This window comes from Synechococcus sp. R6-5, assembly GCF_047461775.1.
GTDB lineage: Bacteria > Cyanobacteriota > Cyanobacteriia > Thermostichales > Thermostichaceae > Thermostichus.
The window spans coordinates 1-15,199 of the sequence record NZ_JANSHV010000082.1 but is presented as its reverse complement, the minus strand read 5'-3'; the positions used below and the strand labels follow the sequence as shown (position 1 = coordinate 15,199).

The window sequence follows — 15,199 nt, the reverse complement described above, 5'->3', positions numbered from 1 at the left end:
AGGCGTCTCACCCTAGCCTGAAACGACTATAAACTCCAAAGCAAGCTGCCCCCTACGCCTCAGCCCTTTGGCATGAGGGATCCCTTCTCGGAGCTCATTGCCGATGAAGCTCTCTTGCCGCTCGCAACCCCGGTAGGAAGACAAGAAGCCACCTTGTTTCTAAACCAAAAATGCGGAAAATGCGGAAGGTTATTTGTTTCAGGAAATACTTAGCAGAGGGTATAGAGTGGCTGACACCAAAGGGGATCCCTTGAGGGGTTTGCAACATTTGGCGGATATCCCCAGAGATAACCTGGGCTTAACCTCGTTTTAACTAAAAACAACTGGCCTTTACGTTATAGTAGCTGCGCGGACTGGCGAAGTCTTCAATGGAGCGTTCCCGAGGGAACCCTGCGTGCTCAAAGGGATCCCTGGGATGTTGCGATCGGTTGAAGGCTTGTTGAGGATCGCAGGGTTAGCTTGAGGGTTGCCTCCAAGCTTCCAGGCGGTAGTGGCATACCCAGCCCGACGAGTTTTGATTGGGTTGGGTAAGGTTCTCGAGTGAAGTAGCCTTTTTTAGATCTGGGCTAGGATTTTATCTTCATCTGGGAGAGGAGATCTATATGGTGACGTTGCACCCCTTGGAGCGTCGTTCTTTCCTGAAGTTTTTGTCTGCCACTGTTGCTGGCTTTGCGGCTAGCCAGGCGAATTGGCAGCGGGTGTTTGCTCGGCAGACCATCACCATCAATGGCGCTGGGGCGACCTTCCCGGCCCCCATCTATCAAACTTGGGCCCAAGAGTTTGGCAAGAAAAACCCTAACATCCAGGTCAACTATCAGTCTGTAGGAAGCGGTGCGGGTCGTCGGCAGTTTGTAGCCCGCACGGTCGATTTCGGTGCCAGTGACAGCGTGCCCCGTCCTGAAGAGATCAACCAAATTGAGAATGAGGCTAACCCTCCCAAAGGGATGGTTTCTGTACCCATGGTGGGCGGAGCGTTAGTTGCAGCGTACAACATTCCTGGGGTGGGCCCCGAAATCCGCCTTTCCCGCCTGGCACTGGCGAATATCTTCCTGGGCAAGATCAAGAACTGGAACGATCCCCTGCTGGCTGGCCTTAACCCACAGGTGACTTTCCCGAATTTGCCGATTACCGTCGTGCATCGCTCTGATGGAAGTGGTACCACCGATATCTTCACCACTCACCTCAACGCTATTAGCCCAGAGTGGAAGCAAAAGGTGGGTCGCGGCTCTTCGGTAAACTGGCCAACCGGCGTAGGGGCGCGTGGGAACGAAGGGGTTTCCGAGCAGATCAAGCAAATTTCTGGCTCGATTGGCTACGTGGAATTCGGCTTTGCCAAGCTCAACAACCTGAACATTGCCCGTCTGGAAAACCGGGCAGGCAAGTTTGTAACTCCCAACGTCGAGACGGAGAAAGCGGCGCTGGCCAGAATTCAGCTCGACGAGCGTTTGCTGGGGGTCGATCCGGATCCTATTGGGGAAGACTCTTACCCTATTGTGGGCTACACCTGGATCCTTGCCTACAAGGTTTACCCCAAAGCCGAGACTTCCAAGGCCGTTAAAGAGTTTCTCCGCTACGGCCTTACTGAGGGGCAGGCTTTCGCTGAGCAGTTGGGATATGTCCCTCTGCCGGAAGAAACGCGGCAAAAAGCTCTGGCTGCGCTGGAAGGCATTACCCCGTAAAAACTCTTACCAACCACTTCTGGCTTCAGGCGGATGAATACCTTTTTTTCTGACAGCAGTTCTATGTTTCGGCCTCGGCCGGTTTTCCAGCGCCGGCGCGACCAGGTTTTTATCTGGGCTACGCGGATTGCCGTGTTTTTCTCGGCCTTCCTGCTGCTCTGGATTGCTCTGGAGATTGGCATTCAGTCTTTACCTGCTATAGACAGGTTTGGACTAAGCTTTTTCTGGAACACCACCTGGGATCCGGTCGAGGATATCTATGGGGCCTGGCCACAGATCTACGGCACGCTAGTGACTTCTCTCATCGCTCTGATTGTGGGGGTTCCTTTTAGCTTTGGCATCTCTATTTTTCTGAGCGAGGATTTTCTTCCGAAGTCCTTGCGTCTGGCTCTGATCATTGTGGTTGAGCTGTTGGCGGCTATTCCCAGTGTGGTGTTCGGCATTTGGGGATTGTTTGTCTTCATCCCCTTCTTCCGCCCCGTTCAGATGTTCCTGTACGAGAACTTCAATTGGCTTCCCATTTTCAGCACACCACCGATTGGGCCGGGGATGCTGACGGCAGGGGTTGTCTTGGGGATCATGATCATCCCCATCATCACGGCCATCGCCAGAGAGGTTTTGGTGGCTGTTCCTCCTGAGCTGCGCGCGGCTGCCTATGCGATGGGGGCTACGCGATGGGAAGCCATTTTTGGAGTGGTACTACCGGCTGCGATTGGGGGTATGTTGGGGGCTGTGGTGCTGGGTTTGGGACGCGCCCTGGGCGAGACCATGGCGGTGGCAATGCTGATTGGCAATGCGCGGGGGATTAGAGTCTCGCTTTTGGCCCCTGCCAGCAACATCCCTGCATTGCTGGCCAGCGAGTTTGCAGAAGCAGCCGACGAGCAGATCTCGGCTCTGATGTATGCGGCTTTGATCTTGCTGGTCATTACGCTGGTGGTCAACATCATCGCTGAGCTGATGGTTCGTCGGGTCAAGTTTGCTTTGACGGCTTCTCGGGAGTAGAGGAACATGGCGACACAAGTGGCAGCACAGGCCAATTTGTTCAAACGCAAAGTTAGATCCAAGCGCGTCGTGCTGGACTGGGTGATGACAGGCCTGATCTTTGCTTCCAGCATTTTTGCGATTGTTGTGCTCGCTTCCATCCTTTACTATGTTTTCGTCAATGGCATTGAGCGCTTCAATTGGCAGACCTTAACCCAGCTTCCTCCTCCTCCTGGCGATCAGGTAGGCGGCTTTGGCAACGCTGTGCTGGGAACGATCATTGTGGTATCGATTGCCATTACAATCACTTTCCCTATTGGTCTATTTGCTGCGATCTATCTCTCGGAGTTCGGCCAGAACAGTTCTACAGCATCATCTCTGCGTTTCATTATCAAAGTGCTGACGGGGGTTCCTTCCATCATCGCTGGCGTGTTCGCCTATGGGGTGCTGGTGCTTTCCACCAAGACCTTTTCTGCCCTTTCTGGCGGAGTAGCTCTATCGGTATTGACTTTGCCGATCATCATCCTCTCCTGCGAGGAGGCTCTGCGCTTGGTGCCGGCGGACACTCGGGCTGCCGCCTACGCCTTGGGAGCTTCGCGGGTGCAGACTGTGTTTCGGGTCGTTTTGCCAGCTGCTTTGCCGGTCGTTCTGACGGGAGTGACCTTGGCCATTGCCCGAGCAGCTGGGGAGACTGCACCTCTAATTTTTACTGCTCTGTTCAGCTTTCTATGGCCTGATGGTCTGCTGAAGCCAGTAGCTTCGCTGGCGGTGCTGATCTACAACTTTGCCATTGTTCCCTTCGAGAACCAGCAGAAAATTGCTTGGGGAGGAGCCTTGGCTTTGGTGATTCTGGTTTTGATCACCACGATCAGTTTCCGGCTGCTGCTGAGTCGTCGTCAGGAAACCATTACTATCTGATCTGGTTCTTCTGAGATTTTTGCCTCACTATTCTTCGATTTTGAGTTTGGGTTCTGAAGCAACGTCTACCTCTGGTATTCCTATGCGCCCTCCATTTCCCGGCACTCCTGATTCCTCTAAGAAGTCTGCCAAGTTAACTGTTGAGCTGGAAACGCAAGCAGTCAGTGTTTACTACGGCTCTCATTTGGCGGTGAAGCAGGTTTCTCTGAAGATTCCCAAGAATCACATCACTGCTTTTATTGGCCCTTCCGGCTGCGGCAAGAGTACTTTGCTGCGCTGCTTTAACCGCATGAACGATCTGATCCCGGGGGCGAGAGTAGAGGGATCCGTAATTTTTCACGGGAAAAACATCTACGATCCCGATGTAGATCCTGCTGAAGTGCGGCGGCGAGTTGGCCTGGTGTTCCAAAAGCCCAACCCCTTCCCGAAGTCCATCTACGACAACATTGCCTTTGGGCCACGGGTCAACGGCTACCAAGGAGACTTGGATGAGCTGGTAGAGCGCGCATTGCGTCAGGCCGTCCTCTGGGACGAGGTGAAAGACAAGTTGAAGACGAGCGGCCTCTCCCTTTCGGGGGGACAGCAGCAGCGCCTCTGCATTGCCCGCACCTTGGCCATCCAACCAGAGGTGATCCTGATGGACGAGCCCTGTGCCTCGTTGGATCCAATCTCCACGTTGCGCATTGAGGAGTTGCTCAAGGAACTGGGCCGTCGCTACACGATCATTATCGTTACCCACAACATGCAGCAGGCAGCGCGGGTCTCCGACTTTACCGCCTTCTTCAACACTGAAGTCGACGAAGAGGGGTTTCGCTACGGACGGCTGGTGGAGTTTAACCGCACTGAGAAAATCTTTAACTCTCCCGCCCATCGGGAAACGGAAGAGTACGTGAGCGGACGGTTCGGCTAATCTGCTGTTGGCGATCCCTCAATTCTGGTCAGTTGGGATCCCGCTCGCCTATTCTAATGGGCGGGAAGATCTATGCAAGGTGAGGCACCGGCGAGATGGCCAAGCGGGTGCGTCTGGATAGCTGGTTGGTGGAGCGCGGATATTTTTCCTCACGCCAGCAAGCGCAACGCTCCATTTTGGCAGGAGAAGTCTTTCTAAATGGGGTGCGGGCGGAAAAGCCTGGAACCTGGGTGAGCGGGGATCCAGCGGTGCAAGTCCAGTCTGGGCCTGCTTTTGTCTCACGGGGGGGAGAAAAGCTACAGGGGGCGCTGCAAACTTTTCCTGTTCAGGTGCAGGGTCGTATTTGTTTGGATGCGGGCATTTCCACAGGAGGTTTTACAGACTGCTTGTTGAAACGGGGAGCCCAGCGGGTCTACGGAGTGGATGTGGGCTATGGGCAACTGGCCTGGTCTTTGCGAACGGATGCGCGGGTGATCCTAAAGGAGCGGGCCAACTTGCGCCATCTGCAGCCGGAGGATCTGTACGGAAGCGAGGCACCTCCCCAGAGCTGGCCGGATTTGGCGGTGGTAGACCTGTCTTTTATTTCCCTGACTAAGGTGCTAGCTCCGCTGTGGAACCTGTTGCGTTTCCCACGGGAGGCGCTGTTGCTGGTGAAGCCCCAGTTTGAGGCGGGCCGAGACCAGGTGGGTAAAAAGGGGGTGGTACGGGATCCGGTTGTCCATGCCCGCGTGCTGGAGACGGTGATGCGCTCGGCCGTGGCCCAGGGCTGGCAGGTGCAAGGCTACACGTGGTCGCCCATCACTGGCCCTGCCGGCAATATCGAGTATTGGCTCTGGCTGGCCGAAGGAGAAGGGATCCCTCTCCCCAGCGGCAGTGCGCTACAACAGATGAGCGAGCAAGCAAGAGCAACTTTAGACGCATAACTTGTCAATTTTGTCAATAGGCTAATGTGCTGGGTTGGGGGAGATGAGCCAAAAAATTGAAGAATTGTTTCAGGAAGGGATTCGGCGCTATGAATCCGGGGAAGCGGCCAAGACGTTAATTCCCTCTTTTGAGTCGATCTGTAAGGGATCCCCAAAGGCGGCGGCGGCTTGGACGTGCTTGTCCTGGCTCTACCTTCTGGAGGGGCAGGCGGAAAAAGCTCTGAAGGCCGCCCAGACTGCTGTGAAGTTGGATCCGGTGGATGCCCAGCCCCGTGTGAATCTGACCCTAGCCATGCTGGAGCTGAAAAAAACCGGGGTACGCCAGCAGGTGGAGGCCATTAAGCAAATCTTGGCACGGGATCCCGAGCAGATTGAGGGTGTCAAATCCAACCTGCAAGAGGGAGGGAACCGCCGTCCTGCTTGGCCCCACTTGAGCAAGATTTACAACTGGCTCTTTGAAGAAGATTAAGTGACCCTATTCCTTGTTTTGCAACAAGACTTTAGGAAAATCTAGAGCTTTTTATTTTAATCTACAACTCTTAGCAATGTTCTCATGGAGTTGGTGCTAAACTTCTTGTACCCAATAGCAATATGGGATCCATTTATCGATAGGGGTTAGCTCTCGTCGCTTCTCTTCCCCGGCCTCAGTTGATTGATGAGATTGAACTCCGGGCTGGCGCGAGATGCTTAGCTCGGCGGTGGCTGCACTTCAATTGCAGTGGTGTTGCACTGCCGCCGCTTCCATAGCCACTGAATCGAGTCCCGTTTTCCAACCTCACTTTTTTGACCCCTTTGACTGCAGATGGGAGGAACTTTAAGATGAACCGTCAGACCGTTTGGGTTAAGAGCGATACCCGAAACCACCAAGGCTATTTCATTCCCCAGTGTGAGTATACTTTGGTCGAGGCCGACCAAAACGGCTGGGCGCTGATCTGTGCGGACAATGCCCGCTGCTATTATGTGGATCCCGAACAACTCTGGTTTGAGGCGGGATGAGAACTGTTGCTGCCTATTCAGGGCTGCTTGACTTCGAGGGAGTTCTGTAGAAACGCGGGCTCCCCATCATACATTCTCCCCATGCCGTTGGGCAGGGGTTTTTTCATGGGATGAGGATTGGCCCGTCATGCCTGTACACAGAACGGGCTTTAGGCTGGTACCTTGGGGCTTCTTCGACCGCAACCCGACAATCAATCTAGCGGAGCCGGCCTGATACTCGACTGGAATCTGGTTCAAGTTCAACTTTCAATACAACTTTCAATACAGAGGGTCTGGTCTGTCCCAGGCCCTTTTTGACTGCCACTTAGGGAGATTCCCAGGGTTAACCCCGCTCTCGCATGGCTTCGGCCAGCAGCCGGGCCACTTCTGGTCGAGAAAACTCCGGCGGGGGCACTTCACCGCGGCGCAGCATTTCCCGCACCTTGGTACCTGAGAGGTGAATGCGCTGGTGGGGTTGGCTGGGGCTGGTCTTGGCCGTGGCCATGGTGCCGGTGACGGTGCAATAGAAAGCATGTTCAAACTTCAAGGGAATGATGCCCAGCTCCCCCGGCTGGAACTCATCGAAAATGTGTTGGGCATCGTAGGTACCGTAGTAGTTCCCCACCCCGGCGTGATCCCGCCCCACAATGAAATGGGTACAGCCATAGTTTTTGCGAATGAGAGCATGGAAAATAGCCTCGCGGGGGCCGGCGTAGCGCATCGACGCAGGATTGATGGCCAAGATCACCCGCTCCTTGGGGTAGTACTTTTCGATCAACACCTCGTAGCAGCGCATACGCACATCGGCGGGAATGTCGTCGCTTTTGGTAGCCCCCACCAGCGGGTGCAAAAATAGCCCGTCCACAATTTCCAGGGCACATTTTTGGATGTACTCGTGGGCGCGGTGGATGGGGTTGCGGGTTTGGAAGCCTACAATGGTTCTCCAGCCTCTTTCCCGAAACAGTTGCCGCGATTGGGCCGGATCGATCTGGTAGGCCGGAAAAAGAGGGTGGGGATCCCGCTGCAGGAGGGTGACGGGGCCGGCCAAATAGACGGATCCCTGCTCGTAGAGCACCTTTACCCCTGGATGCTGCTCATCGGTGGTGCGATAAACTTGCCGGGCTTCGCGGGTTTTGTCGTAGGTGAACTTCTCGGTCAGCTCCAGTAGGCCCAGGATCTTGCCCTCGGCACTGGCCAAGGCAATCATTTGCCCCTCTTTCAGACCCGCTGCCACTTCCGAGGAGACCGGCAGGGTGACCGGCAGCGACCAAGCCAAGCCATTGGCCAGGTGCATTGTTTCCAGAACGGCCTGGTAATCTTCCCGCCCCATAAACCCCGTTAGCGGGCTGAAGCCCCCAATGGCGATCATCTCCAGATCCGATTGGGCCCGCTCGTCGAGATAGAGGATGGGGCAATGTTCGGCTTTGGAACGCAGCTCCTGCGCCTGCTCAGGCGGGGCAATGCGGTTGATCAGGGTGCCCCCGTGGGGCGGAATGGCATCACCAGAAGGGAGAGTCGATGGAGATTGGCTCATGGGAAGGGCAGCGGGAACAAAGGTTATCCAATCCAATATCCAACTATCGGATCCCGGATCTCCAGGAAGCAGGGAAAAAAGCACAGGTCGGGCTGAAAACAGGAGGGAGCAGAACAGGTGGAGACCCCATCCAAATCACGCCCTTAGGGATCCCCTCCATCCCGGTTAATCCAACAAATAGGGGGGCATGCTTTCATCGGTGGCTGATACATTGTCGAAGATGGGCCGATTCATGATCTTCTTTTGCGCGTGCAGAGGCGAGGATTGGGGTTTGGGCTGAATGATGGGGGCTTGCTCTTTGGGTTTCCGTAACTCCTGGATGGTTTTGGCCCGCTCGTCCGCAACCGCTTGCAACTGCGCCAGCGCCTTTTGCAATTCGTCCCGATGGGCAGTAACCTGCTGCAATTGAGCTTGCAGGGTAGAGACTTTGTTTTGGTAGTCTTGCAAGAGTTGTTGAGCTTCGGCCAGTTGGCTTTTGAGGGCTGCAATTTCCGGCAATTCTGGGGTTGGTTCTGGGGGAGACTGAGAAGACATCGTTGTCGGCTCCTCGCCTGTGGGAGTAGACTCTGCGGAGGTGGGCTCTGAACTGGTTTTAGCACCGGCCTTGCGCCGAATTCCGCCGGAGCGGCGGGAAGTTTCCCCCGACGAAGGAAAGAGGCTACGGTCAGATCCGGTCACAAGAGCACCTCGCGTTCAACAAACTGTAGCAGCCGCTGACACACCGCCGATCCAGGCCGATAGTCCATCACCGTCAAGCCGTAGTCAAAGGCGATGCGCAAATCGCTGCTATCTGGAATAGTAACGGGTGAAAGCACATCCGCAAAAATCTGTTGCGCTTGCACATACAATTGCCCGGTATGGGATCCCGACCAAATGCCCCCCGGCAGATAGCGGTCGTCCAGCATCGTCAAAACGGCGCGGGCGTGGCTGAGCTGGCCTTTCAGGGCCTCAATGTAGCGCAAGGTTACTTCCGTGCAGGAGAAATCGGCGCGGTTGAGCCGTGTCGGGATCAACACCCGCTGGGCCACCCGCAGGGCATTGGCGGTGAGGGCATTCAGTTCTCCCGGCGTATCGAGAAAGATGAAGTCGTAGTCCTGCAGCAGGGGATCCAGTTGGCGCTGCAACAGATTCTGCCCCATCTCTCCGACAGCAGCCAGTTGGGCCGCCACTTCCGCCATGGTGCTGTGGGAGGGCGCCACATCCACTCCCTTGTCCGTGCAGTAGATCACCTCTTCCAGAGGACGTTGGTGCTGCGGGTGTAAGCTGGCCCAAGCCGTTTCCAGTGCCGCCAGGGATCCGGCCCCTTCCAGGTAAAGGTTGCTGGCGGTGGCCTGGGACGTGAGATCGATGAGCAAAACTCGGTATCCCCGCTGGGCCGTCAACTGAGCCGCGTGGACGCAGAGGGTGGACTTGCCGGTGCCCCCTTTGTTGTTGGTAAAGGCCAGGATGCGCGCCATCAGCTCTCCCTGCATTCTGTCTTGCCAACTTGTTCCCCTTTCTGAGCAGCCCGGCCAGATCCGACAGGACAGTCGTTGAGGTGGCCCCGCAGCAGTCTATGCTATTGGGTGTAGCCTGGTGGAGGACAACCATGCGCGATGTACTGGCGATCATCTTGGGAGGTGGGCGTGGCACCCGACTTTATCCCCTGACCAAGCGCCGCGCCAAACCCGCTGTGCCCCTGGCCGGCAAATACCGCCTTATCGACATCCCGGTCAGCAACTGCATCAACTCCGACATCGAAAAAATCTACGTCCTCACCCAGTTCAACTCTGCCTCTCTGAACCGCCACATCGTCAACACCTACCGCTTGTCTCCCTTTACAGGCGGCTTTGTGGACGTTTTGGCGGCCCAACAAACCCCTGACAATCCCGATTGGTTCCAAGGCACCGCCGATGCTGTCCGCCAATACCTCTGGCTGATGGACTCCTGGAAGCCGCGGGACTTCCTCATCCTATCTGGGGATCACCTCTACCGCATGGACTACCGCCCCTTCATCCAGCATCACCGGCAGGTTGGGGCCGATGTGACGCTGGCGGTGCTCCCCTGTGAAGAAAAAGTGGCCTCGGGTTTTGGCTTGCTCAAGCTTGGCGAGAACGGTTGCATCGTCGATTTCAAGGAAAAGCCAACAGGAGATCTGCTGAAAGCCTGTCAGGTGGACACCCAAGCCCTCGGCCTCAGCCCGGAAGAAGCCAAAGCCAAGCCCTACATCGCCTCCATGGGCATCTATGTATTCAAGCGAGAAGCTCTGATCGAGATGCTCAAAGTCAAGGAGCACACCGACTTTGGCAAAGAGGTGCTGCCGGCAGCCATCGGCAAGTACCATCTGCAAGCCTACCTCTTCCAGGGTTACTGGGAAGACATCGGCACCATCGAGGCTTTTTACCGGGCCAACCTGGCACTGGTGCAGCAGCCCAACCCGCCCTTCAGCTTCTTCGACAGCGAAATGCCCATCTACACCCGCCCGCGCTTTTTGCCCCCCAACAAAATCCTCGACTCCCAGATTGTCAACTCCATGATCGCCGATGGTTGCATCATCAAAAACGCCCAAATTCGCAACTCCATCATCGGCATTCGCAGCCGCTTGGAGGCCAACACCATCATCGAAAACACCCTGGTGATGGGAGCCGATTACTACGAGTCGGTAGAAGAGCGGCAGGCCAGGCTGGAGGAAGGGATCCCACCGGTGGGCATCGGGGCCAACTCTCACATTGTCAACGCCATCGTGGATAAGAATGCCCGCATTGGGCGCAATGTCCGCATCCTCAACAAGGATCACGTCACCGAAGCGCAGCGGGAAGAGGAAGGGATCTGGATCAGCAACGGCATCGTCACCATCATCAAAGACTCGGTGATCCCGGACAACACCATCATTTGAGGGGGAAACAGGCCGGCCCTGGCCGAGAAGGGGGCAGGATGGGGCTGACAGGCCCTTGCGCAGAAACGGCGAGGCTTTTTCTGTTAAGATGGATACCGAGAGCTTTAAAACAAAAGACTGTGAGATCGCTGGAGTGTGTTTAGTAGAATTTCATCCGTTGCCGCTTTGGAAGTTTACGATCCGCAATTGATCTGCCGTTATTACCGCTGGCGCCTGCCCCAAGTGATCGGTCGGGCGCTGGCCATTCTCTGGCCTTTCTTGTGGTTTGTCCTCTGTTTGCGCTGGGATCAACTGTGGGGACACACTGATCGCAATGTGGGACGGCGCTCGGTGCAGTTGCGAAAGCTGCTCACCGACCTGGGGCCAACGTTCATCAAGGTGGGGCAGGCCCTCTCCACCCGCCCCGATCTGGTGCGCAAAGACTACCTAGAAGAACTCACCCAACTGCAAGATCAACTGCCGCCATTTCCTTCCGAGCAAGCATTTGCCCGCATCGAATCCGAGTTGGGCCGTCCGATTGCCGAGATCTTTGCCCAGATCTCTCCAGAGCCGGTGGCTGCTGCCAGTTTGGGCCAGGTTTACAAAGCGCAGTTGCACAGCGGCGAATGGGTGGCGGTGAAGGTGCAGCGACCCCATCTGCGAGAGCAGTTGAGCCTGGATCTGTACCTGATTCGCTGGGCCTCGACATGGCTGGGCCCCTGGCTGCCCTTGAACCTGGGCAGTACTTTGACGGCGGTGGTGGATGAGTTTGGCCGCAAGCTTTTTGAAGAGATCGACTACCTGCACGAAGGGCGAAACTGCGAGCGCTTCGCCGAATACTTCCGCGACGATCCGGATGTGTACGTGCCGCGCATCTTCTGGGCTTACAGCACCCGCCGGGTTCTGACCCTGGAGTGGATCGACGGCATCAAGCTGACGGATGTGGAGCGCATTCGAGCAGCCAACCTGGAGGTGAAACAATTGGTGCGTATCGGGGTGGTTGCTGCCCTCAAGCAATTGCTGGAATACGGCTTTTTCCACGCGGATCCCCATCCGGGCAACCTGTTCGCCCTGGCCGATGGTCGCTTGGCTTACATCGATTTCGGCATGATGGATCAGCTCACCGAGGAAATGAAGGAGTACTTGGTGGATGCTCTGGTTCACCTGGTGGATCGCGACTACAACGCCCTGATCGATGACTTTATTCATCTGGGCTTTTTGCAGTCGGATGTCGGCCGCCAAGAGCTGATCCCCGCCTTGGAAAAGGTGCTGGCAGACGTGCTGACCCAAGAGGTGGTCAACTTTAACTTCAAAACGGCCACAGATCAGTTCTCCGACTTGATGTACCGCTACCCCTTTCAGGTGCCCTCCCACTTTGCTCTGGTGATCCGCTCTTTGGTGACCCAAGAGGGAGTAGCCCTCAGCCTCTATCCCCAGTTCCGCATCGTCGGTGTGGCCTATCCCTATGTGGCCAAGCGCCTGCTGACGGATGAATCGCCGCGTATTCGCCAACGGCTGCTGCAAGTGTTGATCAAGGATGGTAAGTTCCGCTGGAACCGCCTGGAGAACCTGATTCAAATTGCCCGCAGCGATGGGGGATTGGATTGGTTACCCACCGCCCAAACGGGTTTGCGCTACCTGATGTCGGAAGAGGCCCGCGATCTGCGTCGCCAGTTGGTGCTTTCCCTCACAGAAGATGATCGCCTTCACTTTGAGGAGCTGCAGCGTTTGTGGCAGTTGCTCAGCCCTGAACTTTCCCCAGCTTACCTCTGGCAGGCAACGCTGAGATCCCTACCCTCGACCGGCGATCTGCAACACACGCTTGCCGAGTTGAGGGAGCAGGTGCAAGCCCATCTGGAACATCTCAGCCGCTGGCGGCTACCTCAACCTTGGTCGGATTTGCTGGCAGGAGTGGGACAGGAAAGGTAGAACGGAAGAAGATGACTCAAGTTTATTGTTATTGAGCTGGACAAAAGCGTGGCAGATCAGAAAGGTGACTTCATTGCGGGTGTAGTGACTGGCGCCCTGTTGGGAGGGATCATTGGCGGGGTCATTGGGTTTGTGCTTGCCCCTCGACTCAGAAAGGGATCCGCCGAAGGCCAACGCCGGGATCCGGATCGTCTCAACGGCACCTCGGTAGCCCCTGAACGACCGCGCCTCAGTGCTTCGGGTGAGTCGGCCATGTCCAGCGACTGGAGGAAGTGGGAAAATGAGGCAGAACGCATTGCTCAAGCCCGCCGCACTCTAGAGGCCAAGATTGCCGAGTTAAACGAGGCGATTCAGGCCATGCGCACGCAATTGCTCGTCAAGGAAACCTCTTCCAGGGCTGTTGAGGAAAAGCCTTGAGCAGGGGATCCCTGTCCATGCCAAACTAGAGGCGGCAGCGGCTTTCCTCTCTAGGTTCTGCCATCCTCTCTCGGCTGAGTTGCGATCCTGGGCCAGGTCTGCCTCTGGCGAAGGTGCTTCAGCTTAATGGATGTTGAGTTGATCGAGTTGTTTCCCTACTTTTCCCAACCATGATGCTCAGTCACTTGTTGTCTCCTCTCGCTTGGGTGGACGGCCTCTCCCTGGGGTTGGTCTACGGCACTGCCGCGTCTTTGCTGTTCCGCTCCCTTTACCAGTTCATTGTCATTTACAATGCTCTGCTGATCGTGCGGATTTTGCTGAGCTGGTTCCCGCAACTGAACTGGTCTAACCCCATCCTGTCGGTGCTCAGCCAACTCACCGATCCCTATCTCAACCTGTTCCGCGGCATCATCCCCCCCATTGGCGGCTTGGACTTTTCCCCCTGGCTGGCCTTCATTTTGCTCAGTTTTGCCATGCAGGTGGTGGGCCAGTTTGCCTAGCCGCTGTAGCACTGGATTCATCTGGATAGGTCGGGATCCCTTTACGATGGAGAGCTGCTTTTTTCGTTGCCCGCCATGCAGATCCCCGGCGTTGCCCACTACTGGCTGCTGAATGCTCAGGTTCCCCTGTCGGTACTGAAGGAGGCGGTGCCAGGAGCTGTTCCCAACCGCGATAACCTGGTGTTGCTGGATCTGGAAATTGAAGGGGGGCAGATCCGCCAAATCCGGCTGGCAACAGGGATCCCGCCCCAGGGGATCCCCAGCGTGGATCTAAGGCGGGGCCAGGTGTGGCCGTGTTTTGTGGACATCCATACCCACCTGGACAAGGGACATGTGTGGCCGCGCACCCCCAATCCCGATGGCACCTTTGCCGGGGCGAGGCAGGCCGGCCAGGAAGATTGGGCGAAGATGGAGCAAGCCTATGACGGGGATCCGGAGCAGTTTCGGGAGGATCTCTACCGTCGCTTCAGCTTTGGTTTGCGCTGCAGCTATGCCCATGGATCCCAGGCGGTGCGCACCCATCTGGCCTGTGAGAACCCTCAAGTTATGGGGGCCAACTGGGAGGTGTTTGTTCAGCTGCGCCGAGAGTGGGCGGGCAAGCTGGAACTCCAGGCGGTCACGCTTCTGAGCTTGGATACCTTTCTCACCCCTGCAGGGGAAAAGCTGGCGGACAAGGTGGCAGAGCTGGGCGGGATCCTGGGTGGGGTGGCGGCGATGGGGCCGGAACTGGATCGGCAATTGGATCGGGTGTTTGCCCTGGCCAAGGAGCGGGGCTTGGCTCTGGACTTTCATACGGATGAGACGGATGATCCGGGATCCCTCACATTGAGACACGTAGCAGCGGCGGCCTTGCGCAACGATTTTCCCCATCAGGTGGTGTGTGGCCATTGCTGTAGCCTGGCCGTGCAACCGCCGGAGGTGGCCCACAAGACTATGGCCTTGGTCAGAGAGGCGGGAATTGCCGTGGTCAGCCTGCCCATGTGTAACCTATATTTGCAAGCCCGTAACCCCGGCCATACCCCCCGCTGGCGGGGAGTGACGCTGTTGCATGAGCTGAAGGCTTTGGGCGTGCCGGTGATGATAGCCAGCGATAACTGTCGGGATCCCTTCTACGGCTTTGGGGATCACGATGGCTTGGAGGTGTTCCGGGAGGCCACCCGCATTTTGCACCTGGATACCCCCTATGGGGATTGGCCCCAGGCCATCACCACCACCCCTGCCCGCATCATGGGCTTGACCGAGCGAGGGCAAATTGGGGTGGGCTTGCCGGCAGATCTGGTGCTGTTCAAGGGACGTGGCTTTGACGAGCTGCTTTCCCGTCCCCAGCATGACCGGGTGGTGTTGCGTCAGGGGCAGGCCATCGACACGACTCTGCCGGACTACAGCGAGCTGGACGACTTGATGGAGAAGGTGGGGACAGCGCTCAGCTCCGAGAAGTAGAGCGGGGTCACAGTCGTTTCAAGTTAGATTAAGACACTTCCCAATTGCTCCTCTCTCCCTTTGCCTGGAGGTGGTGGTTGTGGCAGCGGCGCGGAACGCTGGGGCGGCACCGTGGAGCATGCCTCTAACCCCCAAAACC

Annotated in this window: 15 protein-coding genes and 1 pseudogene; 13 read left to right on the top strand and 3 right to left on the bottom strand. The window is 56.6% G+C overall.

What is annotated here, in order from left to right; all coding sequences use genetic code 11:
* Positions 1–602 precede the first annotated feature (602 nt).
* The 8 genes and pseudogenes from pstS to NW818_RS05090 all read left to right on the top strand — a co-directional run.
* Entirely contained in the window at positions 603–1,679 is a 1,077-nt protein-coding gene (pstS, locus tag NW818_RS05125) for a phosphate ABC transporter substrate-binding protein PstS (protein ID WP_414423987.1), read from the top strand.
* Between the two features lie 33 nt (positions 1,680–1,712).
* Positions 1,713–2,681 carry a phosphate ABC transporter permease subunit PstC gene (gene pstC, locus NW818_RS05120; protein WP_414423986.1) on the top strand — a complete coding sequence of 323 codons (969 nt, stop codon included), beginning with the start codon at positions 1,713–1,715 and terminating at the stop codon, positions 2,679–2,681.
* Between the two features lie 6 nt (positions 2,682–2,687).
* The gene (gene pstA, locus NW818_RS05115; protein ID WP_011432706.1) at positions 2,688–3,578 is read left to right on the top strand and encodes a phosphate ABC transporter permease PstA; all 891 of its coding nucleotides are present in this window, start codon (positions 2,688–2,690) and stop codon (positions 3,576–3,578) included.
* Between the two features lie 82 nt (positions 3,579–3,660).
* Positions 3,661–4,488: a phosphate ABC transporter ATP-binding protein PstB gene (gene pstB, locus NW818_RS05110; RefSeq protein WP_414388053.1), complete on the top strand. Its 828-nt coding sequence runs from the start codon at positions 3,661–3,663 to the stop codon at positions 4,486–4,488.
* Positions 4,489–4,583: 95 nt separating this feature from the next.
* Entirely contained in the window at positions 4,584–5,411 is an 828-nt protein-coding gene (locus NW818_RS05105; RefSeq protein ID WP_414423985.1) for a TlyA family RNA methyltransferase, read from the top strand.
* A gap of 43 nt (positions 5,412–5,454) precedes the next feature.
* Positions 5,455–5,880, top strand: coding sequence for a hypothetical protein (locus tag NW818_RS05100; RefSeq protein WP_011432703.1), 426 nt, complete (start codon positions 5,455–5,457; stop codon positions 5,878–5,880).
* Between the two features lie 350 nt (positions 5,881–6,230).
* Positions 6,231–6,407, top strand: a complete 177-nt coding sequence (locus tag NW818_RS05095; RefSeq protein WP_414332524.1) for a hypothetical protein — start codon at positions 6,231–6,233, stop codon at positions 6,405–6,407.
* A 121-nt stretch (positions 6,408–6,528) separates the two neighbouring features.
* Positions 6,529–6,621 (top strand): annotated as a pseudogene (locus NW818_RS05090) (hypothetical protein); the annotation flags it as partial.
* 108 nt (positions 6,622–6,729) lie between these two features.
* Here NW818_RS05090 and sat read toward each other — a convergent pair.
* From sat to NW818_RS05075, 3 genes are all read right to left on the bottom strand, one after another.
* Positions 6,730–7,920, bottom strand: a complete 1,191-nt coding sequence (gene sat, locus NW818_RS05085; protein ID WP_414423984.1) for a sulfate adenylyltransferase — start codon at positions 7,918–7,920, stop codon at positions 6,730–6,732.
* 165 nt (positions 7,921–8,085) lie between these two features.
* Positions 8,086–8,454 (bottom strand): hypothetical protein, encoded by a 369-nt coding sequence (locus tag NW818_RS05080; RefSeq protein ID WP_414329683.1) that lies wholly within the window; start codon positions 8,452–8,454, stop codon positions 8,086–8,088.
* A 140-nt stretch (positions 8,455–8,594) separates the two neighbouring features.
* Positions 8,595–9,377 carry a ParA family protein gene (locus NW818_RS05075; RefSeq protein ID WP_414329681.1) on the bottom strand — a complete coding sequence of 261 codons (783 nt, stop codon included), beginning with the start codon at positions 9,375–9,377 and terminating at the stop codon, positions 8,595–8,597.
* A 131-nt stretch (positions 9,378–9,508) separates the two neighbouring features.
* Between NW818_RS05075 and NW818_RS05070 the strand changes: the two genes are divergently transcribed.
* From NW818_RS05070 to NW818_RS05050, 5 genes are all read left to right on the top strand, one after another.
* A complete protein-coding gene (locus NW818_RS05070) occupies positions 9,509–10,795 on the top strand; it encodes a glucose-1-phosphate adenylyltransferase (protein WP_414417955.1) in 1,287 nt (428 codons plus the stop codon).
* 135 nt (positions 10,796–10,930) lie between these two features.
* Positions 10,931–12,703, top strand: coding sequence for an ABC1 kinase family protein (locus tag NW818_RS05065; RefSeq protein WP_414423983.1), 1,773 nt, complete (start codon positions 10,931–10,933; stop codon positions 12,701–12,703).
* Positions 12,704–12,751: 48 nt separating this feature from the next.
* Positions 12,752–13,120, top strand: coding sequence for a hypothetical protein (locus NW818_RS05060; protein ID WP_011432696.1), 369 nt, complete (start codon positions 12,752–12,754; stop codon positions 13,118–13,120).
* Positions 13,121–13,290: 170 nt separating this feature from the next.
* On the top strand, positions 13,291–13,620 hold the full coding sequence (locus NW818_RS05055) for a YggT family protein (RefSeq protein ID WP_011432695.1): 330 nt from the start codon (positions 13,291–13,293) through the stop codon (positions 13,618–13,620).
* A 75-nt stretch (positions 13,621–13,695) separates the two neighbouring features.
* The gene (locus tag NW818_RS05050; protein ID WP_414423988.1) at positions 13,696–15,060 is read left to right on the top strand and encodes a cytosine deaminase; all 1,365 of its coding nucleotides are present in this window, start codon (positions 13,696–13,698) and stop codon (positions 15,058–15,060) included.
* Positions 15,061–15,199: the final 139 nt, after the last annotated feature.